This is a genomic window from Rhizobium sp. CNPSo 3670 (genome assembly GCF_057784555.1).
Map to the genome: position 1 here is coordinate 143,075 of NZ_JBXSOL010000002.1, position 20,867 is coordinate 163,941.

Consider the following 20,867-nt stretch of genomic DNA (forward strand, 5'->3'; position numbering starts at 1 on the left):
CCGGGCTATCTCACCCAGCCCGTTGCAAGCGCACTGGCCCAGTCGGCACGGCCCCTTTCGGCGGCCAGTGCCGACTGGGCCATGTGGTCGTAGGCGACAGTTCGGAACTGCCACATCCATCCGGCCGCCGTCTTTTCCAGGATAGCATAGCTCGCCAGCGGATGGCCGGCTTCGACCTTGTGATAATAGGGCAGCACATCGTCATAGGCGGGGCAGCCGACACTGCCGGGATTGACGATCAGCCGGCCGTCCGAGAGTCGGGCGGCATGGGGAATGTGGCTGTGGCCGCAGAGGATCAGCGGCAGGTCGATGCCTTCGGCGAGCGCCTCGATCGCTTCGAACGGCTTCAAGAAGACTTGCCCCTGCGGCGAAACGGACTCCAGCCAGTAGAGATTGTCGTCTTTCGGCGTCGCATGGCAGAGATAGGCCTCCCCGCGATATACGGCATCGAACGGTAGACCCCGCAGCCACTCGAGGTGGGACGGCGTCAGCTGCCGGTAGGCGGCAGCATCCGAGGCATGCATAGAGGCGGGATCCTGCTCGATCAGATAGCGGTCGTGATTGCCCCGAACCGAGGTCAGCCCGAGAGGCGTCAGCAGGTCAGCCGTTCGGCCTGCCTCCAGCGGCCCGCTGAAGAAATCGCCGAGATTGACGACGTCCTCGATGCCCTGAGCCCGGATATCGGCAAGCACCGCCTCGAGTGCAAGATGGTTGCCGTGAATATCGGCGATCGCAGCAAACCTCATTTAGCTGCCGCGATAGGTTGAATAGCCGTAAGGCGAAAGCAGGAGCGGCACATGGTAATGCGCCGTGACATCGGCGATGCCGAAGCGGATCGGCACGAGATCCAGGAAGGCCGGATGCGGCAGCGGCGTGCCGCAGGCCCTGAGATACTCGCCGGCGTGGAAGACCAGCTCGTAGATGCCTACGTGAAAATTTTCGCCCGCAAGGATCGGGCCACCGTCGACTCGGCCGTCCGCATTGGTCTCCACCGTTTTCAGATGTCTGCGGATCTCGCCGTCGAGCTGGAAAAGATCGATCCTGAGCCCATTGGCGGGCTTGCCAAGGGCGGTGTCGAGCACATGTGTCGTCAGTCCGGTCATGGGCCTGGCTCTTTGATGACATAGGGGGGGTCGAAGAAGAATTCCTCCAGATTATTGCCAGGGCCGTCGCGGTCGACGACCAGGAAATCGGAGGTTTGGCCGAGCGCCATCAGCGGATGATGCCAGACATTGCGGCGGTAGTTCACACCCTGGTCTCCGCGCGCGAAAAACACCTGCGGCCTGCCCGGACGTCCGCCCTCGTCCTCGGAGACGACGACGAGGAATGGGCGGCCGGAGATCGGCGAGAAACTCTGACTGCCGAAGGGATGGCGTTCCATCATGTCGACGTGATAAGGGAAGCTGCGCGGTTGGCCGCGAAAGAGATTGATGATCACGCGCGCGCCCTCGCCCGCCGCCTCCGCCGCGGCCAGCGCATGGAAGCGTTCGGTCGTGCCGCCGTTGATGAGCCGCATCGAGGCTGGATCGGCTTCGATCACTTCGCCGAAAGGAGCAAAGGCCGATCTGGTAAGCGGGCGGATATCGAGAAAATCAGCCAACGGGTTCACTCACCTTCGGCGTGCCAGTGACGAATAGCGTCGATCTCGACGAGAAGTTCCGGCAGCGTGCGATAGGTTGCATCCCAGATGTCCGAGGGATCGAGAGCGAAGACGTCTTCCAGGATACGGTTGCCGGTTCCGCAGATTTTCGTCCACGGCAGAGTGGGATGCTCGGTTGCGAATTCCGGATGGGCTACGAGCAGTCGGGAAGCAGCCGCGCCGATAGTGAAGTGGCAGAAGGCGACCGCCTTGAAGGTGAGATTATCCTCGGCGAAGGCCGCCTCATCCATTCCGCCCACGAAGTATAGTGCTTCGGCTGCCGCCTTCTGCATTTCATTGAGATAGTCGATAGCACGAGGCTCGCTCATTTGCCCTCCGGCAACATCGATGTCAGGCGCAGCAGCGCGATCCGTTCGACCTGTGTCGTGGCGGTCGCGAATTCTTCATCCAGGTCATTGCCGATCCGCCTTTCGAAGGCCGAAAGGATATCGTCCTTGTCGAGCCCTCTGACGGCGATGATGAAGGGAAAGCCGAATTTTTCGACATAGGCTGCATTAAGTTCGGTGAAGCGGGCATGTTCGGCCGGGCTCAACCGATCGAGACCGGCGCCGGCCTGCTCCTTGCGGCTGTCCTCCGTGAGTTCGCCCGCTATCGCCAGACGCCCGGCAAGATCGGGATGGGCACGCAGCACGCCGAGACGCTCCTCCCGGCTTGCTGCACGGAAGACGGCGGCAAGAGCCGCATGCACGCCTGATGCCGTCAAAGGCTCCCTCAGACCCCCGGCGTCATAGGCGCGTTCGGCGATGAAAGGCGAATGCTCGAAGACGCCGCCGAAGCGGGAAACGAAATCCTCGCGCGACAACATCAGAGCGCATCCGGCTGATGATTCTTGTGCCAGTGCTCGGCGATTTCGATGCGGCGCGGAATCCAGACCTTGTCATGCTTCAACACATATTCGATGAAGCGCTTCAGAGAGGCTGCCCGGCCCGGACGCCCGACGAGGCGGCAATGCAGGCCGACCGACATCATCTTCGGGCTGCCGTCCTTGCCTTCCTCGTAAAGCGTGTCGAAAGCGTCCTTGAGATAGGTGAAGAACTGGTCGCCGGCATTGAAACCCTGCGGTGTGGCAAAACGCATGTCATTGGTTTCGAGCGTATAGGGGATGATCAGGAAGGGTTTCCCGTCGACGCCCTTCACCCAATAAGGCAGGTCGTCGGCATAGGAATCGGAGGAATAGAGGAAACCGCCCTCTTCCTGCACCAGTCGCAGCGTGTTGTCGGAAGGCTTTCCCTGATACATCCCGAAAGGCCGCTCGCCGGTGAGTTCGGTGTGCAGGCGCACGGCTTCGAGGATATGCTTGCGCTCGAGATCCTCGGGGAAATCCTTGTATTCCAGCCAGCGATAACCGTGGCTGGCGATCTCCCAACCGGCCTCCTTCATGGCCGCGACGGCTTCGGGGTTGCGCGCCATCGCCAGCGTCACGCCATAGACGGTCGCCTGCACCTTGAGACCCGTGAACATCCGCCAGAGCCGCCAGAACCCGGCGCGCGAACCATACTCGTAGATCGATTCCATGTTGAGATTGCGCTGCCCCGGCCAGGCCGCCGCACCGACAATCTCCGACAGCAGGTTTTCGGAAGCCGGATCGCCTTCGAGGATGCAGCTTTCGCCGCCCTCCTCGTAATTGATGACGAACTGCACGGCGACGCGGGCGTCGCCCGGCCACTTCGGATCGGGCGTCTGACGCCCGTAGCCGACGAGATTGCGCGGGTAGGTCTCGGAAACCATCAAATCACCTTCTGAAAAGACGAAGGAACGGTATCATCCGCAGCCGGAATGTCGAGACGGAAACTGCACAGGAGAATTTTTCTTTTTAAAACAACCGGTTAGATCGACATCTGCTCAGGCGATCCTGCGCGCGCTGACCTTGCCCATCGGGTGGAGCGAGTGAACGCGGAAGGGACCGCCAGTGCCCTCCTCGATCATCAAAGCCACATTCGAAACGATCACCGGCTCCCTCAAGACGGGCTCGAAGATCGTTCCCAGCGCTGGCTCGATGCGGGGCATGTCGATCGTGTGGATGGGGCCTGTCACCGGCATATGGAAGCGGAACTCCTCCATCACATAGGGATTGCCCCAACGATGCAGATTGGCGAATTGCGCCGCCGACAATCCGTCGGGATCGCTGCGTTCGATATCGGCTTCACTCAGCGGCGCCCGGAAACGATCGAACTCCTGAACGATCGCCGAAGCCAGATACTGGATCCGCTCACAGGGGGCGCTCGGCACCAGGCTGTAGAAATTGCCGAGCCGGGCGATTTCGAGACCTGGGATCTGGAAGGGAGCATATGTTCCGGCAAAACGCATGAGATCGCGCAGGAGTTGCGATTCGGACGTCTCGGCGGAGAGGTGAAAAGGCGCTTTCAGAACGCCGTGAAAACCATAGCGTCGCGGCACCGCAGTATAAAAGGCGATCTCATGAATGCCGAGGCCGCGGACGGCCGGAGGCTCCACCATATCGCCTGAAAACACGTTTCGGCCAAGCCAATTAGCGGCCACGAGCGACAAGGGGTCGCTCGCCGGAGGCGTAAAGCAAATGGCATAGCGCATGCAATTTCCTCCGTGAAGGAAGTGAGCGCCGGGAAAATCCGGCGCTGCCGATGCGCAAGCAGATAGGTGATTTGCATGACAGAATAACGAAACGCAGCTGTATCTAATTCACGTTTAACGTGAAGCGACAGCGATATGGCTTGATATCGCGAAGCTTTCCGGCAGCGAAAATTCGCAATCTGTGTCGCCTGCCATACAAACCGCAGCCTCCGCCAGCCGATGGGCCAGCCCGAAGCTGACCTTGAAACCGCCGGTCAGTGCGATCAGTCGGGGATGGATGGGATGGCGGCCGACCATTGGATCGCGGTCGATGGCTTTCGGGCGAAGCCCCGCCCAACGTTCGATGACAGGGGCGCTGCGGAGCGCCGGCACGATCGCCCGCGCCGCCGCGATTAACGCGTCGAGCTGTGCATCGGTCGAGAGGGGGTCGTCGAAACGGTTCTCGCTGGTGCTGCCGACCGCCGCATGCCCCCCCTCATGCGCGACGATATAGAGTCCATCGAGGAAGATCGTCGGCAACGCCGGGTCGACATCTGCTTTCAACAGCGCCGCCTGCCCTTTCACCGGCTGGCCGAGCGGCTGCTTCAAGCCCGGCGTCAGCCGCTGCAGCGCGGGAAAGGACTGATGGCCGGCGGCCAGGATGCAGCGGCCGTACGTGATGATTTCGCCGCCGATCTCGGCCGTCCCGCGATCGGGATTGAGATCGGAGACAACAGCATTTTCCATGATGCGCACATGTTTTGCCCGCCGCAGCAATGCGATGAGCGCTGAGATCAAGGAGCGGGGCGCAACACGGGCGGCGAGCGTATCGTGCACGAAGCCACTTTCGCCGGCAGATGCGTCAGGCCAACCATCGACCGGCGGCCTGTCGATGACATGCCAGTGGAAGCGGCGTTCGCCGGTCCGCCAATGGCGCTCCGCATCTTCGGAATGGCCGCGGGCGATGCGCTTGAGATGCGGTTTCGGCAACGGGATCAGCCGCCCCGACCTGTTGTAGCCGGCCGACAGCCCGGTTTCTGCTTCAAGCGCCACAATTTCGGTTTCGAGCGAGACCAGCGCATCGAACTGGAATTGCTTTTTCTCCGACCACCGGTCCGGCATATGCGGCATCAGCGCGCCTAGCAGTCCGCCGCTCGCGCCTCCGCCCAATCTGCCGCCGTCGGCGAGGACGGTGCTGATACCGCGGCGTTCGGCATGAATGGCCGCCCAGAGACCCATGATGCCGCCGCCGACGATCAGCAAGTCGCAAGAAGATTGACCGGACGTCGGCTGAGGACTATCGGCTTTTTCCATGAGAGACGTGAACCCCGATCAGATTGGCGCGGGCGCGCCGCAGCCGCTCGAATGGCGCGACGGCGATATGCCCTATTCCACTGTCTTTGGCGATCATTTTTATTGCCAGACCGACGGCCGGCTGGAATGCGGCCATGTCTTCCTCGCCGGCAACGGCCTGCCGGAGCGCTGGGCCGGCAGGCAGGAATTCATGATCGGCGAACTCGGCTTCGGCACCGGCCTGAATTTCGCCGAGACCTGGCGGCAATGGAAGCTTCACCGTGAACACGGCCAGCACCTGCATTTCATCTCCTTCGAACTCCATCCGATGCGCGGCGAAGAGATCGGCCGGGCGCTGTCGCATTGGCCGGAGATCGACGCGGAATGCGAGGCGCTGACGGCGGCCTGGCCGCAAACGCCAGCCGGAACTGTCTCGCTCGATCTCGATGCCCAAACGCGGCTCAGCGTCGTCTGCGGTGCGGCACTCGACGGCGTCGCCGCGGCAAAGCCCGGCTTCGACGCCTGGTATCTCGACGGTTTCGCGCCCTCGCGCAACGGCGACATGTGGTCGGAGGAACTGCTGCGTGAGGTCAACGAAAAGACTGTGGCCAGAGGCACCTTCGCAACTTACGCCGCGGCCGGCTTCGTTCGCCGCAACCTCATCGCCGCCGGCTTTGCAGTCGAACGCCGCCGGGGCTTCGCCGGCAAGCGCGAAATGCTCTGCGGCATTAAGGCACCTGCTCGGTAAGCCCTACGACTGCTACTCGATGGAGATCAGTAACTCGTGCGCTCCGGCTGCAGCTCATCCTTGCCGAGCCATTGCCGGATCTTCTCCTCCAGAAGTTCCGGGCTGATCGGCTTCGACATGTAATCGTCCATGCCGGCGTCGAGGCAGGCTTCGCGGTCGCTTTCAAGGGCATGGGCGGTAACGCCGATAATCGGCACGCGGTGGCCCTGCCCCTTTTCCCTTTCGCGGATCGTCCGGGTCGCTTCATGGCCGTTCATGACGGGCATCGAGACGTCCATCATGATGATGCGCGGCGTGTGGCTTTCCCAGGCGGCGACAGCCTCCTGCCCGTTGTCGACGACCAGGAAGGAAAGCCGCGTCGACTGCAGGATCTGGGTGAAGACGATCTGGTTGACCTCGTTGTCTTCGGCAACCAGCACGTCGACGAACTCGGCCGCCCGCTCTTGCGGCTCGGGCGCAGTTGCAAGTGCAGGCGCCGGTCCGACCGCTTCCGCCCGCAGCCGGGCGATATCGGCTTCAGAGGCCTGTTTGACGCGGCGGGCGCGGACGACCTCGACGACAGTATTGCGCAGCACGTTCGCGCGTGCCGGCTTCATCAGATGCGCATGGCCGTTCAGCGCGGCGAATTCCTTTTCCGTGCCCGAAATATCCATCGACGTCAGGAAGATGATCGGCAGCTCGACGAAGCGGGGATCGGCGCGCAGCCGGCGCGCGACGTCGGCGCCGTTCATGTCGGGCATGTGATAGTCGAGCACGACGGCGTCGACGGTGACACCGAGATCGGCCGCTGCCTCGAGGATCGCCAGACCGGTGCCGCCACCTTCGGCAGCCACTCCGTCGAAGCCCCAGAGCGAGAGCTGCTCAGTCAGGATGCGCCGGTTCACTTCATTGTCGTCGACGACGAGGATGCGCGCGCCCTGCACATTGATCGGCAGCGGCTTCGGTTCAAGGTGGGCGGCCGCCACCGCAAAAGGCAGGTTCAGGGTGAAGACCGAGCCCTTGCCCCATTCGCTCTCGACATTGATATAGCCGCCGAAGAGATCGACGAGGCCGGCGGTGATCGCGAGGCCGAGCCCCGTTCCCTCATGCCGGCGCGTCGACGAGGTGTCGACCTGCGAAAACTTGTCGAAGACCGATTCGAGCTTTTCTCGGGGAATGCCAATACCGGTATCCTCGATGCGGATGATCGCCATGATCTCCCCGCCGGCGATCGTCTCGAAGCCGACATCGACGAAGACATGGCCGCGCTCGGTGAACTTGACGGCGTTGCCGACGAGATTGGTGACGATCTGGCGGAAACGCCCGGCGTCTCCGATCACCGCGGCCGGCAGATCGGGTGCAGCCCGCACCAGCAGTTCAATGTTCTTCTCGGCGGCATGCGAGGAGAGGAGTGTCGCCACGTCCTCCACCGCTTCGGTGATATCGAAGGCGGCTTTGCGCAGTTTCATCTGTCCGGCATCGATCTTCGAAAAGTCGAGGATGTCGTTGATAATAGTCAGCAGCGCATTTCCCGACTTGACGATAATGTCGATGAAGGTTTTCTGGCGCGTGTCGAGATTGGTCTTGGCCAGCAGTTCTGCCATGCCGAGCACACCGTTCATCGGCGTGCGGATCTCGTGGCTCATATTGGCAAGGAATTCGGATTTGGCGCGGTCGGCGGCTTCGGCGCGCGACAGGAGCTGGCGCAGTTCCTCCTCGCGGCGCTTGAGCTCGGTGACGTCGGTGAACAGCGCCACCCAATGCTGTCCCCGGCTGACGGTCGCATCCATATTCACCCAGCGCTCGCCGCCGACATGGAAGACGGTGGAAATTGGCTGCCTGGCTGCGATATTCGCCCGCCACTCCTGCAGGATCTCATCCACCGCATCGTGGAAATCGCCGCGTGCCGCGCAGAATTCGAACATGCCGAGCCAGCCCTGGCCGGCCTCGATATAGTGCGGCGGGATCTGCAGGATCTCGGCCATCGCCTCATTGGACATTTTGATGATGCCGTCCTGGACGATGGCAATGCCCTGCGACATGGCATGCGTCGCATCCCGCATCATTTCGCCGAGCCGCTCGAGGGCTGCGCGCGTCTCGTGGATTTCCTTTTCCCGTTCGCGCACCGCCGAAATATCGGCATAGGTGAGCAGAATGCGCTCGTTGGAGATGCGGCGGCTGTCGAAGATCACGGATTTGCCGCCCGCCCAGCCAAGCTCGATCGGCTCGGGCTCCTCGGCTTCGAACAGATGTTTGCGGAAGGCGTAGATCTCTTCCGGCGTCTTCGTCCCGTCATAGCGGCCGAGCTCGTCATTACGGCGGATGACGTCGATGAACGGGCGGCCATCGAAGCGATCGTCGAGCGGCAGTTCCCAGATGCTGTAGAATTCGTCGTTGACGTAGAGAATCCGGTGGTCGTTATCGAGGATCAGCACGCCGATTGGCAGCGATCGCAGAATGCTCTCGATGTCCCGATGTAGTATTTCTTGCTGTTTGCGCGATTCAATCAGCGCCTTCTCGCGTTCCTTGAGCGGCGAGATGTCGGAAAAGGAGCCGACGACATAGGTTCGCCCATCCGCCGTCACCACGCGATTGACGCGCGAAATGACGGGATAGACATGGCCGCTATTGCTCGGCATCTCGCTTTCGAGCTCCACCGAAATGCCGTCCCTGAGCGCCAGCAGGTTTTCCTGGTAGATCGCCTCAGCACCTTCTGGCCCGAACATTTCGTGTTCGGTCATTCCCAGATATTCGGAGCGGGCGCGGCCGCTGAAGGTTTCATAATATTTGTTGGCATAGACCAGGCGATGCTTGTCGTCGCGGACGAAGACCGCCACAGGCAGATCCTCCAGGACGGTGCGGAGTACGTCGAGTTCATTGACACTCTCTCCCCAGGCCGATTCCCCGGCGGCCACAGGCGTCGCGCCGTTGCGATAGGCTGCGTTGACGACCAGCGGGCGTCCGTCGGCTGCAAAGATGCCGATCGGGTGATCGAGGTTCTCCAGTGCCTCGCGCACTTGGGCGAGATCGGCGGCACTTCCGAAATCGTTTACAGTCTTAGAGCTGCCGGCAATCCCGGGCTTGCCCGCAATCCCCCCAAGGGCAACGGCGCGGCGCTCGCGGGCTTCGAAGATGCCGAGCACATAGATCCGGTCCGGCGACGGCGAGAAGCTTTCGATCTGGACGCGCTCGTGGCCCTGGCCTGCGGCATCGAAGCAGATGGCGTTTTCCTCGGTGCCGAACACCAGCGCGCGGCGTTCCCTATCCTCACGATCCTCTTCCTCGGGGCGGTCAAAGAGTTCGCGGCTGCGCCTGCCGATGAAATCGGAAATCTCGCGGCCCAGGAAATTGGCATAGGCCTCGTTGACGGCGACATAGCGCAGCTCGCTATTCTTGACATAGGCGGGGGTGTCCAGATCGGCGATCCGGCGGCAAGCCAATTCCAGAATGTCCCCGGCTGATTTCAAGAAATTGTCGCTCCCGCAATGAATGGAATATCAACGACAAAGACTATAACGCCAAGGCTTTTAACAAGGTTTTAACCATAAATTTCGAGGGCGGAATTTTACAATCGGCGTACCAGGCTGAAGAGGCCCCGTTCCTGCGTGAAATCCAGAGCACGCCGTTATCGGCAGCAAATCCTGTCGGCCGCGATCCGCCTTTACTCTTGGCTAGCTATTGAAATCATGGACGAAATTTAATCTGGAGAGCCCTTGTGCGGCCATCGCTCCGCCGCGATCCGGGCGGAGTCTGGGCATGGCTTTAACAGAAGCCAGTCTAGATAAGGAAGATACCATGTCCGTTCTTCATAAGACCATGGCGACGGGCCTGATCGCGCTGACCTTTGCCGGCGCCTCGCTCGCCACTGCCACCACTGCCGATGCCCATCCGCGCGATGCCTTCTGGGGCGGCCTTGCCGCCGGCGTCGTCGGCGGCGCCCTGCTGTCGGAGGCCGCCCGCCCCGCCTATCCCGTCTATCCGGCTTACCCTGTCTACCGTCCCTACCCCGTCTATCGGACCTATTACCGGCCGCACTATTGCCACCTCGAATGGCGTTACGACCGCTGGGGCGAGCCCTACCGCGTGAAAGTCTGCCCGGAATAGCAAGACCGCATCCGGCGCCGCTTGACCTCCCGGCGGCGCTGGTCCAATCCCCCCGCAGGAGGATCAGCATGCCGGAACCGCTCAAGAAACTGCTGCATGTAGAGCTCGTCGGTGATATGGCCGATCACATTGCGGCCCGTGCGCCCGCCTTCGACCGGGAACGTTTCGCAACTCTGGCGACCGATGGCCTCGCAGCCCTGGAACTGATGGAGCGCTCCGCATTGATCCGTGACGCGCTGCTTGCCACGCTTCCCGGAGATTTTCCTGAAGCAGCCTCTATCCTCAAGGCAAGCCTGCCGGCCGCCGACACGCCGGGACTCTCCGGCTGGATGCTGCTGCCGGTCAATCAGTTCATCGCCGCCCGCGGCACCGATCATTTCGATCTCGGCCTCGACCTCCTCAAGGCGCTGACGCCGCATTTCACCGGCGAATTCGGCATCCGGCAATTCATCCATCGCGACCAGCAACGTGCGCTCGCCATCATTTCCACCTGGGTCGGCGATCCCAACCGGCATGTGCGCCGGCTGGCGAGCGAGGGAACGCGGCCGCGCCTGCCTTGGGCCATGCGCCTGCCGCAACTTGTGAAAGACCCCGCACCGATCCTGCCGATCCTGACCGCGCTGATGGATGATCCGGAGGATTATGTGCGCCGCTCCGTCGCCAACAGCTTGAACGACATCGCCAAGGATCATCCAGATCTGGTCGCCGCCTTTATCGCCGGCCATATCGACGGCGCGTCCGCCGAGCGCCGCCGGCTGCTGAAACACGCCTCTCGCACGATGCTTAAGAAAGGCCATGCGCAGGCGCTTGCCAATTTCGGTTTCGACGCGGCAACCGCGCTGACATGCGAGCTGCGCCTTCAGAACGGCGAAGTGGTGTTCGGCGAAGGGCTGGATTTTGAAATCCGCCTGACCAATTCAGGCGAAACCGCGCACTCACTAATGATCGACTACGCCATTCACCACATGAAGGCCGACGGCTCGCTCTCGCCCAAAGTCTTCAAATGCAAGACGGTCACGCTCGCGCCGGGGCAGAGCCACGCAATCGAGCGCCGCCATGCCATGCGGCCGATCACGACGCGGCGCTATTATCCCGGCGAGCATCGCATCGCCGTGCTCGTCAATGGCGCCGAAAGCGCATCGGAAAGTTTCGTCCTCAGAATGCCGTCGCCTGACCCGGGCTAATGCCTTTTTGTGCGCTGCACTTGACTTTCCACGCAAACTAGCCCAAATGCGGCTCAGCTTTCACCCTTCCGGCCGCCGCGTGAGCGTGCCCCTGCTGGAAAATACGAAACGCAGGAAGAAGGGACAAAAGCGCATTTCGACAGAGCGCCGCACTCTCAAGAGCGGCCAGAAGCGCTGGAAAGCTTTTTCCAACTTGCAAGTTCCCACTTCACGCGGGGTTCTTGACGCCAGAATGAAACCGGATCGCATGGTGCGTTCCGGCGCTAGTCGTTGTGGCGCCCCGAAAGGTTATGCCTTGACTAATTTTGAATCGCTTGGTGTCTCCAAGCCGATCGTCGCCACCTTGTTCCAGCTCGGCATCGAAACGCCGACGCCGATCCAGGAACAGGCCATTCCCCTCCTCATTTCAGGCCGCGATCTGATCGGCCTTGCCCAGACCGGCACCGGCAAAACCGCCGCCTTCGGCCTGCCGCTCATCGAAAAGCTGCTCGCTGACGAGCGCCGCCCCGACAACCGCACGACGCGGACGTTGATCCTGGCGCCGACCCGCGAGCTGGTGAACCAGATCGCCGAGAACCTGAAGAAGTTCATCCGCAAGTCGCCGCTGCGCATCAACGTCGTCGTCGGCGGTGTGTCGATCAACAAGCAGCAGCTGCAGCTCGAAAAGGGAACCGACATCCTGGTCGCGACCCCAGGCCGCCTGCTCGATCTCGTCAACCGCCGCGCCATCACGCTGACGACGGTGCGCTATCTCGTGCTCGACGAGGCCGACCAGATGCTCGACCTCGGCTTCGTGCACGACCTGCGCAAGATCGCCAAACTGGTGCCGAAGAAGCGTCAGACCATGCTGTTTTCGGCCACCATGCCGAAGGCGATCGCCGATCTCGCCGGCGACTATCTCGTCGATCCCGTCAAGGTCGAAGTCACGCCTCCCGGCAAGGCTGCCGACAAGGTCGAGCAGTATGTCCATTTCGTCGGCGGCAAGAACGACAAGACGGAACTGCTACGCAAATCGCTGACCGAAAATCCGGACGGCCGCGCCATCGTCTTCCTGCGCACCAAGCATGGTGCGGAGAAGCTGATGAAGCACCTCGACAATATCGGTTATTCCGTCGCCTCGATCCACGGCAACAAGAGCCAGGGTCAGCGCGAGCGGGCGCTGAAGGCCTTCCGCGAGGGCAGCATCAAGACGCTGATCGCGACAGACGTCGCCGCCCGCGGCATCGACATCCCGGCCGTCAGCCACGTCTACAACTACGACCTGCCCGAAGTGCCGGATGCCTATGTCCATCGCATCGGCCGCACGGCGCGCGCAGGCCGCGACGGCATTGCCATCGCTTTCTGCGCCCCTGACGAAGCAAAGCTGCTGCGAGATATCGAGCGCCTGATGGGCATCGACATATCAGTTGCCAGCGGTGAACCGCCGGCACATATCAGCGCCGGCGGCCCGCGCCGAGGCAACGGCAATGGCAACAACCGCAATCGGGGCGGCACCCAGGGTCGCGGCGAAGGCCGCGGCGATGCCAACCGCTCGGAGCATCGCGGCAGCCGCCAGGAACGCCGCCCGCGCCGCGAAGGCGAAGGCGGCGAAATCCGCGCCGGCGGCGAGGAGCGCCGCGAGCGCCGTCCTCGTCCCGAACGCTCAGGCCGTAACGAGGACTTCCGCGGTCAGCGCCGCGGCGAAGCAGCCCCGGATTTCGGCCCCGACAACGATCTGGCCTCGACCTTCGATTTCCGCCCGGCAAAGCCGCAGCGCCCTGCGCATAACGGCCCCAATGGCCATCATGCCAATGGCGAACCGAGCGGCCATCACCGCGGCAACGGCCGCCACGCTCACGGCCGCCCGGCCCGCAAGCACGGCGAAGACCGTGGACCGCATCAGGCTCAGGGCGGCGAACAGCGCCGCGACGGCAATGGCGGCAACCGCCGCGGCGGCTCGGGCTCTCGCAATGGCGGCGGCCAGCGCCGCGAACGCGCCTGAGCGCCGATTGATTCAAAGGAGAAAAGGCCGGACCTTCGGCCTTGAATATTGGGAGGCCGGAGCATCCAGTGGGATGTCCGGCCTTTTTCTCATTGTAGTGACGACAACACTGCGACGGCAGTACTCGGTCACGTTTCCCGGTTTCTGAACTCACCCAGTTGACGAGATCGAAGCCCTTCGCAGCGCCGGCGGGAGCCTTGCGGTATCAATGCGCTGTGAACCCGCGTCGACGGGCAGCGTGACGCCGCAAAGAACCGCGCCGCGAAGCCGGACCGCTTGCGTCCCGGACGTTTGAGACCTAAATTAGCTCCATGCTTGACCATTCGTCCCGGCCATTGTCGCCGCCAACTATCCCAATGGATGCCCTGAGCGAAGTCCTGCAAGACTTTCGCTTGAGTGGAGTCAATTATGGACGCTGCGAGCTCAGGCATCCATGGAGCATCGCCTTTCCGCAACAACAGCTGCTTCGTTTTCACTTCGTCAGCCAGGGTCCATGCTGGATCCATACCGAAACCCACGGATGGCAGGCGTTGAACGATGGCGATCTGGTGCTGCTGCCGCAAGGTAACGCACACCGGTTGGCGAGCGCGCCTGATGTTGAGGGCGACTCGCTTAAAAGTTGCCAGATTACAAAATTGGGCAGCAACGTCTGCGACGTCGTGCGGGAAGGAACGGGCGCCACCAGCACCCTTTTCTGCGGCTCCATGGCTTTGGGCGCCCATGCGCTTAATCCCTTAATCGCCTTGATGCCCCCAATCATCAAGGGCTGCGATGTGGCCGGCAACGACCCGATCGTGGGCCCCCTGCTGGCCGCTATGTCGGCGGAGGCGACACAACCCCAGATGGGAAGTGCGACGGTCTTGTCGCGTATGGCGGACTTGCTCGCTGCGCGGCTTATCCGTTGCTGGGTCAATTGCAGCGGAGCCTCGACCACCGGCTGGCTCGCTGCCATCCGCGATCCCCAGATCGGTCGTGTGCTGGCGGCCATGCACCGAGATCCCGGCCATAACTGGACCCTTGAAAGCCTCGCTGGTGTGGCAGGCCAGTCGCGCTCGATCTTCGCCGAGCGCTTCAGCGCTATCTTGGGAGAAGGCGCGGCACATTATCTCGCCCGTCTGCGTATGCAGCTTGCCCGCGATTTGTTGGCGCAGAACGGTATGTCGGTCGCCGAGGTAGCCTCACGATTGGGCTATGAGTCCGAGGCGTCTTTCGCGCGTGCCTTCAAGCGCGTCACCAACCTTTCACCGGGGATTGTGCGTCGCACAAATTCCGGACGAACGGACATGGATTTCGGATTTTAAGACACATATCATCCTGAAAACTTCGTCTATGAAATCTCCGAACACAGGAGATCCATCTATGACGGACACAACATCACAATTCGACGAGGCTGCAATTGGTCTGGAGACGGCTGAACCATCCGCGTGGAGCGCGGCGACTTGGTTTGCCGTTGTTTCGATGGCGGCCACCAGCTTTGCACTGGTATCTGCTGAGTTCCTGCCGGCGGGACTGTTGACGCCAATGGCGCGCGATCTCGGCATTTCCGAGGGAACGGCCGGACAGGTCGTCACCGCCACCGCTTCCGTCGGCGCTGTGACGGCCCTTTTGAGCAATGTTCTTATCGGCAGACTGAACCGCAAGGTGGTGCTGGTCGGTCTCAGTGCGTTGGCGGTCGGCTCCAATATACTCGCATCTTTAGCGACCGATTTTTGGCTGTTGTTGTTGGGCCGGGCTGGGCTGGGCATCGCGTTGAGCGGCTTTTGGGCGCTTTCCGTGGCGGTCGTGGCGAGGCTGGTCGGCGCCAACGCGACAGGTCGGGGCATGGCTATCGTCACCCTCGGCGTTTCGCTCGCCACGATAGCTGCGCCATCAATGGGTGCTTTGATCAGCGATTGGCTGGGATGGCGCAGCGCCATGGCGATGACAGCCGGGCTTGCCGCGCTTGCCATGCTGCTGCAGGTGCTCAGCTTGCCGACGCTCCCGGCAAGCACAAGCAACAGTCTCGCTGATGTTTTCCGGCTGACACGACGGCGCGGTGTTCAACTGGGAATGCTTGCTATCCTTTTGCTGATGACCGGACATTTTGCCGGATCGGTTTATGTGCGTCCCTTCCTCGAACAAGTGACGCTCCTTGAAACCAGATCGATCGCCCTGGCACTACTCGGGTTTGGCATCGCCTCGGTGATCGGCAATCTTGCCGGTGGCCGGATGGCCGACGCGAGCATCCGCATAGCGCTCGCAGTCACGGCGGTGTTGATGGCTTTTGCCGCACTCGCTCTGTTGCTTTGGGGCGCTCATACCGCCGTCGCGTTTGCGCTCGTCGCGCTTTGGGGCTTTGCCTTCGGCATGGCGCCGGTAGTGCTGCCGACCAATCTTTCCCGCGCGGCCGCCGACGCTCTGGAAGCGGCGGGCAGCCTGATGGTCGTCTCCTTTCAGGTGGCCATCAGTAGCGGCGCGATTTTTGGCGGCTATATCGTCGACCACTACGGCGCTGCGGGACCATTGACGCTCACCGCTCTCCTGGCGGCGTCGACGGTTGCCTTGGCGCTGCTGCAGCCCCGCAGCTGATCGTCGCTTGCTGCTCGATGGGCCGAGTAGCGCTCTAGGGCGCTCTAGACATGAGGTCGTCGGCAATCGCCGGCGACCTCGCTCAGTTGAGGTTCAAGCCATCCGATTGTTCGACCTTGGCCGAGCCATCAGCCTATACGCTCGCCTGCGCTTGCTGAACGACCCTACGGTTTGTCATATATACGCCCATCACTACGATCGCGGTGCCGATGATCAACGGCAGCGTCAGCGGTTCCCCGAAGGCAACGAAGGCCTCCAACGCCACCGCCGGCGGCATCAGGTAGATGAGCGAGGCGGCGCGCGAGACCTGTCCGCGGCGGATGAGGTAAAGCAGCAGCCCGACACCGCCCATCGAGAGGCCGAAGACCGACCAGAGAAGCGCGCCACAGGCCTGCGCGGTGCCATCGAAATGCTGGTTTTCGAAGATCAGCGACAACGGCAGGGTGAGGATTAGCGCACCGACATACTGCAGCGTCGCGATGCTTCTGAGATCACCCGACTGCAAGTGTTTCTTTTGGTAAAGCGTGCCGTAAGTGACGGAGCCCATGGCGATGAGGTTGATCGCCAACGGCAGCGCCGCATGGCTGAGATCGGCCGTCGCCGGATCGAAGAGCTTCGGCGAAATCGCGATGGCGATACCGATGAAACCGAGCCCGAGGCCGAGCTTCTGTGTCTGTTGCAACCGCTCGCCGACGAGAAAGGGCGCCGCCATTGCGGTCAGCAGCGGCTGCAGCGCCGCGATGATCCCCGATATGCCGGCCGGCACGCCATTGGCAATCGCCCACCAGAGGCCGGCGAGATAGAAACCATGCAGGAAGACGCCGGAATAGATGGCGCGCAGCCACGTCGCCCGGCTTGTCGGCCATTGCGCCCGCATCAACAGGCAGAGCACCAGGAATGCCAGGGCCGACAGCGCGTAGCGTATCGAAAGAAAGGTGAAGGGCTCGGAATGCAGCGCCGCATATTTCGCCACCACCCATCCCGTGGACCAGAGCAGAACGAAGAGAGCGGGGGCAAGGCGATCAAGGGACATGGGGGCTCGCAAGAAAGATTCGCCGTGCTGATAACGGCACCCGGGCACCGCAGTCAAAGGCGAAGCGTTGATGCTTACGTGAAATTTCGCTGATGTTGCGGGCGGCAGGCGGGGCCATGCCACCACGGCGAAGAATGACCGGCACTTTCCCAATCTCCCTCATTCCTGTGCTCGTCACAGGAATCCAGTGCGCCCAAGTCCTAGGGCGCGGGAGACTCTCATCATCGTCACAGAGTCATTCACCGCGCAGACGCGCGGTGGCTGGATTCCTGTGACAGGCACAGGAATGAGGGAGGAAGCGCATGCACCCTTTAAACCGCTTGACCGAAAAACCATCACCTGCCTGCATTTTGCGCAGCCCCGGCAGACTGACCACCCTCTCCGCCGCGCCACCTCACTCCGAATGCCCGGATTTTTACCGTTTTCTCGCAGCGCAAAATCTTTTCCCCGAACTGCGCATGGTTCTTGCATTGCAATTTGCGTTGTATTCAAATGAACAAAAAAGGGGAGCCGCACCTTTGGCATTTGATGAAATGATTACCGGGGACGAAAGCCCCCGCCCGCCTTATGAAAAATATTTCGAGTGGTACAACAGCCAAGACCGGTCGCATCTGATTGCCAAGTCCCGCGACGCGGAAAACATCTTCCGGAAGACCGGTATCACCTTCGCCGTTTACGGCCATGCCGACAGTTCCGAAAAGCTCATCCCCTTCGATATTATCCCCCGCATCATCTCCGCCCGCGAATGGCGCAAGCTGGCCCAGGGCATTGAGCAGCGGGTGATCGCGCTCAACGCCTTTCTGGATGATATCTATCACAAGCAGGAGATCATCCGTGCCGGTCGCATCCCGCGTGAACTGATCGAAAACAACGTCGCCTTCCTTTCCGAGATGATCGGCTTCCGGCCGCCTGGCGGCGTCTACACCCATATCGTCGGCACCGACATCGTACGAACAGGCGAAGACCAGTTTTACGTGCTGGAGGACAATGCCCGCACGCCTTCCGGTGTCAGCTACATGCTGGAAAACCGGGAAACCATGATGCAGATGTTCCCGGAGCTCTTCCATGAGAACAAGGTGCAGCGCGTCGAGGATTACCCCTATCTCTTGCGCCAGAGCCTTGCGTCGCTTGCGCCTCCCGGCTGTACCGGCAAGCCGCGCGTCGCTGTGCTGACCCCCGGCATCTACAATTCTGCGTACTACGAACATTCGTTCCTGGCCGACATGATGGGCGTCGAACTGGTCGAGGGCTCGGACCTGCGCGTCATTGACGGCAAGGTGAAGATGCGCACGACCCGTGGCTACGAGGCGATCGACGTGCTCTATCGCCGCGTCGACGACGATTTCCTCGACCCGCTGACATTCCGGGCCGATTCCGCCCTTGGCATTCCCGGCATCATGGATGTCTACCGCTCTGGCAACATCACCATCGCCAATGCGCCGGGCACCGGCATATCGGACGACAAGGCCATCTATTCCTACATGCCGGAGATCGTCGAATTCTATACCGGCCGCAAGGCGCTTCTGGAAAACGTCCCGACCTGGCGCTGCTCGGAAGCATCAAGCCTGAAATACGTGCTGGAGCACTTGGAGGAGCTCGTCGTCAAGGAAGTGCACGGCTCCGGCGGCTACGGTATGCTTGTGGGACCGACGGCATCGAAGAAGGAACGCGCAGATTTCGCCGAAAAGCTGAAGGCCAAACCGAACAATTACATCGCCCAGCCGACCCTGTCGCTCTCCACCGTGCCGATCCTCGTCAACAAAGGGATCGCGCCGCGCCATGTCGACCTTCGTCCCTATGTACTCGTTTCCGACAAGGTCCAGATCATTCCGGGCGGTCTCACCCGCGTGGCGTTGAAGCAGGGCTCGCTGGTGGTCAACTCCAGTCAGGGCGGCGGCACCAAAGACACCTGGGTACTGGAGGACTGATGCTCGGAAGAACTGCAAACGGCCTCTACTGGATGTTCCGTTACATCGAGCGCGCCGAAAATATCGCCCGCCTGATCGACGCCGGGCTGCGCATGTCGTTGACCCGCAGCAGCGCCGGCGACGACAACTGGGATGGCGTGCTGCAAAGTGCCGGCGTGCGCGAGGCCTATGACGAGGGCCACGCCAAGCTGACCAATGCCGATGCGATCGATTATCTCCTGCGCGATCGCTCAAACCCGTCAAGCGTCATGTCCTGCATCGACTCCGGCCGCAACAATGCCCGCATGGTGCGCACCGCGCTGACGCGGGAGACCTGGGAAGCAACCAACGAATGCTGGATCGATCTGAAATCTTTGCTCGAAAAGCGCGTGAAAGCCGCCGACATGCCGGAGGTGATCGACGTCATCAAGCGCCGCGCTGGCCTCATCCGCGGCGCCTTCCACGGCTCGACGCTACGCAACGAACTCTATAACTTTGCCCGCATCGGCACTTTCATCGAGCGGGCGGACAATACGAGCCGCATCCTCGACGTCAAATATTACGTGCTGCTGCCCTCGGTTTCCGCCGTCGGCTCATCACTCGACAACGTGCAGTGGGAATCGATCCTGCGCTCGGTCTCCGCGCACCGCGCCTATAGCTGGGCCTATGACGGCGAGTACCGGGCAATGAACATCGCCGACTTCCTCACCCTGAATGTGCAGATGCCCCGCTCCCTGGCCTATTGCTACGAGAAGATCGTCAGCAATCTCGGTTATCTCGCCCAGGATTACGAGGAACGGCTTCCCGCCCACGATACGGCGGACGCGATCCGCACCACCCTGCAGACGCGGGCGATCCGCGACATCATGGATCAAGGCCTGCATGAGTTCCTCGAGGATTTCGTCGCGCGCAACAACCAGCTCGGCATGGAAATTTCCGACGGCTACCGGTTCTACGTTTAAGCGGATCAGAATATGAGACTGAAGATCAGCCACCTCACCGAATACCGCTACGACGATCCGGCGAAATTCTCCCTGCAACGGCTGAGACTGACACCGCCGACAAACAATGGCCAGACTGTGCTCGGCTGGTCGCTGAAGGTCGAGGGTGCGACGCCCGAAGTCGAATATGACGACCAGTTCGGCAACCACGTCAACCTGGTCTCGCTGGAAGGCGAGCAGCAGGTGACGCGCATTCTCGCCGAAGGCGAGGTCGAAACCATGGATCAGAACGGCGTCACCGGGCCGCATACCGGTTTCTGTCCACTCTGGCTCTTCCTGCGCGAAACGCCGCTCACCAGGAGCGGCAAGCTGGTGAAGGAACTGATCAGAACCGTCAACGGCGATAACGAACTCGCCCGCATGCATGCGCTGATGGCAGCCATTCACGAGACCGTCATCTACAGGCCAGGAACCAGCGACGCTGCGACGACGGCCGAACAGGCGCTGGAGAAGAAGAGCGGTGTCTGTCAGGATCATGCGCATATCTTCGTTGCCGCCGCCCGCGCCCTGCAGGTGCCGGCGCGGTATGTCTCCGGCTATCTGATGATGGAAGAAAAGGTCGAACAGGCGGCGACCCATGCCTGGGCCGAAGCCCATATTCCCGGCCTCGGCTGGGTCGGCTTCGATCCGGCCAACGAGATCTGCCCGGATGAACGATATGTCCGCATCGCCTCGGGCCTCTGCTACCGCGACGCCGCCCCGATCTCAGGCATGCGCATCGGCACGCCGGGGGAAACACTGTCAGTCACCGTGAAGGTAGAGGACAGCGGCCAGATGCAAAGCCAGAGCCAGAGCTGAGCGACGCCGCCCCAGGATGCGCGGCGCCGGCGGACTGGAGCCGTCGAAGCCGGCAGCCCGCCGGCTCCGCGGGGCGGCGGTG

The 20,867-nt window shown here is 61.9% G+C and carries 19 protein-coding genes; 9 read left to right on the forward strand and 10 right to left on the reverse strand.

What is annotated here, in order from left to right; all coding sequences use genetic code 11:
- Nucleotides 1-5: 5 nt before the first annotated feature.
- The 8 genes from AC13QO_RS02400 to AC13QO_RS02435 form a co-directional block, all read right to left on the reverse strand.
- Nucleotides 6-746 (reverse strand): metallophosphoesterase family protein, encoded by a 741-nt coding sequence (locus AC13QO_RS02400; protein ID WP_488539820.1) that lies wholly within the window; start codon nt 744-746, stop codon nt 6-8.
- Nucleotides 747-1,103 (reverse strand): hydroxyisourate hydrolase, encoded by a 357-nt coding sequence (uraH, locus tag AC13QO_RS02405; protein WP_085778997.1) that lies wholly within the window; start codon nt 1,101-1,103, stop codon nt 747-749.
- Nucleotides 1,100-1,600, reverse strand: a complete 501-nt coding sequence (locus AC13QO_RS02410) for an ureidoglycolate lyase (RefSeq protein WP_488539821.1) — start codon at nt 1,598-1,600, stop codon at nt 1,100-1,102. The genes uraH and AC13QO_RS02410 overlap by 4 nt, the downstream gene beginning before the upstream one ends.
- 5 nt (nt 1,601-1,605) lie before the next feature.
- Complete coding sequence (locus tag AC13QO_RS02415; protein ID WP_085778998.1) at nt 1,606-1,968, reverse strand: HepT-like ribonuclease domain-containing protein; 363 nt, start codon at nt 1,966-1,968, stop codon at nt 1,606-1,608.
- Nucleotides 1,965-2,465 (reverse strand): 2-oxo-4-hydroxy-4-carboxy-5-ureidoimidazoline decarboxylase, encoded by a 501-nt coding sequence (gene uraD, locus AC13QO_RS02420; RefSeq protein ID WP_085778999.1) that lies wholly within the window; start codon nt 2,463-2,465, stop codon nt 1,965-1,967. Before uraD ends, AC13QO_RS02415 begins: the two co-directional genes overlap by 4 nt.
- A complete protein-coding gene (puuE, locus tag AC13QO_RS02425) occupies nt 2,465-3,388 on the reverse strand; it encodes an allantoinase PuuE (protein ID WP_085779000.1) in 924 nt (307 codons plus the stop codon). The genes uraD and puuE overlap by 1 nt, the downstream gene beginning before the upstream one ends.
- A 114-nt stretch (nt 3,389-3,502) precedes the next feature.
- A complete protein-coding gene (locus AC13QO_RS02430) occupies nt 3,503-4,210 on the reverse strand; it encodes a DUF1045 domain-containing protein (RefSeq protein WP_488539822.1) in 708 nt (235 codons plus the stop codon).
- A 114-nt stretch (nt 4,211-4,324) separates the two neighbouring features.
- Complete coding sequence (locus tag AC13QO_RS02435) at nt 4,325-5,503, reverse strand: NAD(P)/FAD-dependent oxidoreductase (RefSeq protein ID WP_488539823.1); 1,179 nt, start codon at nt 5,501-5,503, stop codon at nt 4,325-4,327.
- Here AC13QO_RS02435 and mnmC2 point away from each other — a divergent pair.
- Entirely contained in the window at nt 5,502-6,230 is a 729-nt protein-coding gene (gene mnmC2 / locus AC13QO_RS02440) for a tRNA (5-methylaminomethyl-2-thiouridine)(34)-methyltransferase MnmC2 (RefSeq protein WP_488539824.1), read from the forward strand. The two genes, AC13QO_RS02435 and mnmC2, sit on opposite strands and share 2 nt — an antisense overlap.
- A gap of 26 nt (nt 6,231-6,256) precedes the next feature.
- Here the strand turns inward: mnmC2 and AC13QO_RS02445 are convergent, their stop codons facing one another.
- On the reverse strand, nt 6,257-9,676 hold the full coding sequence (locus AC13QO_RS02445; protein WP_488539825.1) for a response regulator: 3,420 nt from the start codon (nt 9,674-9,676) through the stop codon (nt 6,257-6,259).
- A 328-nt stretch (nt 9,677-10,004) separates the two neighbouring features.
- Between AC13QO_RS02445 and AC13QO_RS02450 the strand changes: the two genes are divergently transcribed.
- The 5 genes from AC13QO_RS02450 to AC13QO_RS02470 all read left to right on the forward strand — a co-directional run bounded on the left by AC13QO_RS02450 (nt 10,005) and on the right by AC13QO_RS02470 (nt 16,046).
- Nucleotides 10,005-10,313 carry a hypothetical protein gene (locus AC13QO_RS02450; RefSeq protein ID WP_285195649.1) on the forward strand — a complete coding sequence of 103 codons (309 nt, stop codon included), beginning with the start codon at nt 10,005-10,007 and terminating at the stop codon, nt 10,311-10,313.
- A 68-nt stretch (nt 10,314-10,381) separates the two neighbouring features.
- Complete coding sequence (locus AC13QO_RS02455) at nt 10,382-11,497, forward strand: DNA alkylation repair protein (protein ID WP_285195648.1); 1,116 nt, start codon at nt 10,382-10,384, stop codon at nt 11,495-11,497.
- A gap of 247 nt (nt 11,498-11,744) precedes the next feature.
- The gene (locus AC13QO_RS02460; RefSeq protein ID WP_488539890.1) at nt 11,745-13,478 is read left to right on the forward strand and encodes a DEAD/DEAH box helicase; all 1,734 of its coding nucleotides are present in this window, start codon (nt 11,745-11,747) and stop codon (nt 13,476-13,478) included.
- 311 nt (nt 13,479-13,789) lie between these two features.
- Complete coding sequence (locus tag AC13QO_RS02465; protein ID WP_285195647.1) at nt 13,790-14,779, forward strand: AraC family transcriptional regulator; 990 nt, start codon at nt 13,790-13,792, stop codon at nt 14,777-14,779.
- Between the two features lie 58 nt (nt 14,780-14,837).
- Nucleotides 14,838-16,046, forward strand: coding sequence for an MFS transporter (locus AC13QO_RS02470; RefSeq protein WP_183699406.1), 1,209 nt, complete (start codon nt 14,838-14,840; stop codon nt 16,044-16,046).
- A gap of 133 nt (nt 16,047-16,179) precedes the next feature.
- Here the strand turns inward: AC13QO_RS02470 and AC13QO_RS02475 are convergent, their stop codons facing one another.
- The gene (locus AC13QO_RS02475) at nt 16,180-17,079 is read right to left on the reverse strand and encodes a DMT family transporter (protein WP_488539826.1); all 900 of its coding nucleotides are present in this window, start codon (nt 17,077-17,079) and stop codon (nt 16,180-16,182) included.
- Between the two features lie 518 nt (nt 17,080-17,597).
- Between AC13QO_RS02475 and AC13QO_RS02480 the strand changes: the two genes are divergently transcribed.
- Genes AC13QO_RS02480 through AC13QO_RS02490 form a run of 3 tightly spaced genes read left to right on the forward strand, consistent with a single transcriptional unit; the run spans nt 17,598 to nt 20,785 of the window.
- The gene (locus AC13QO_RS02480) at nt 17,598-19,007 is read left to right on the forward strand and encodes a circularly permuted type 2 ATP-grasp protein (RefSeq protein ID WP_041678724.1); all 1,410 of its coding nucleotides are present in this window, start codon (nt 17,598-17,600) and stop codon (nt 19,005-19,007) included.
- Entirely contained in the window at nt 19,007-19,948 is a 942-nt protein-coding gene (locus AC13QO_RS02485) for an alpha-E domain-containing protein (protein WP_085779010.1), read from the forward strand. The genes AC13QO_RS02480 and AC13QO_RS02485 overlap by 1 nt, the downstream gene beginning before the upstream one ends.
- Nucleotides 19,949-19,960: 12 nt before the next feature.
- Entirely contained in the window at nt 19,961-20,785 is an 825-nt protein-coding gene (locus AC13QO_RS02490; protein WP_488539827.1) for a transglutaminase family protein, read from the forward strand.
- Nucleotides 20,786-20,867: the final 82 nt, after the last annotated feature.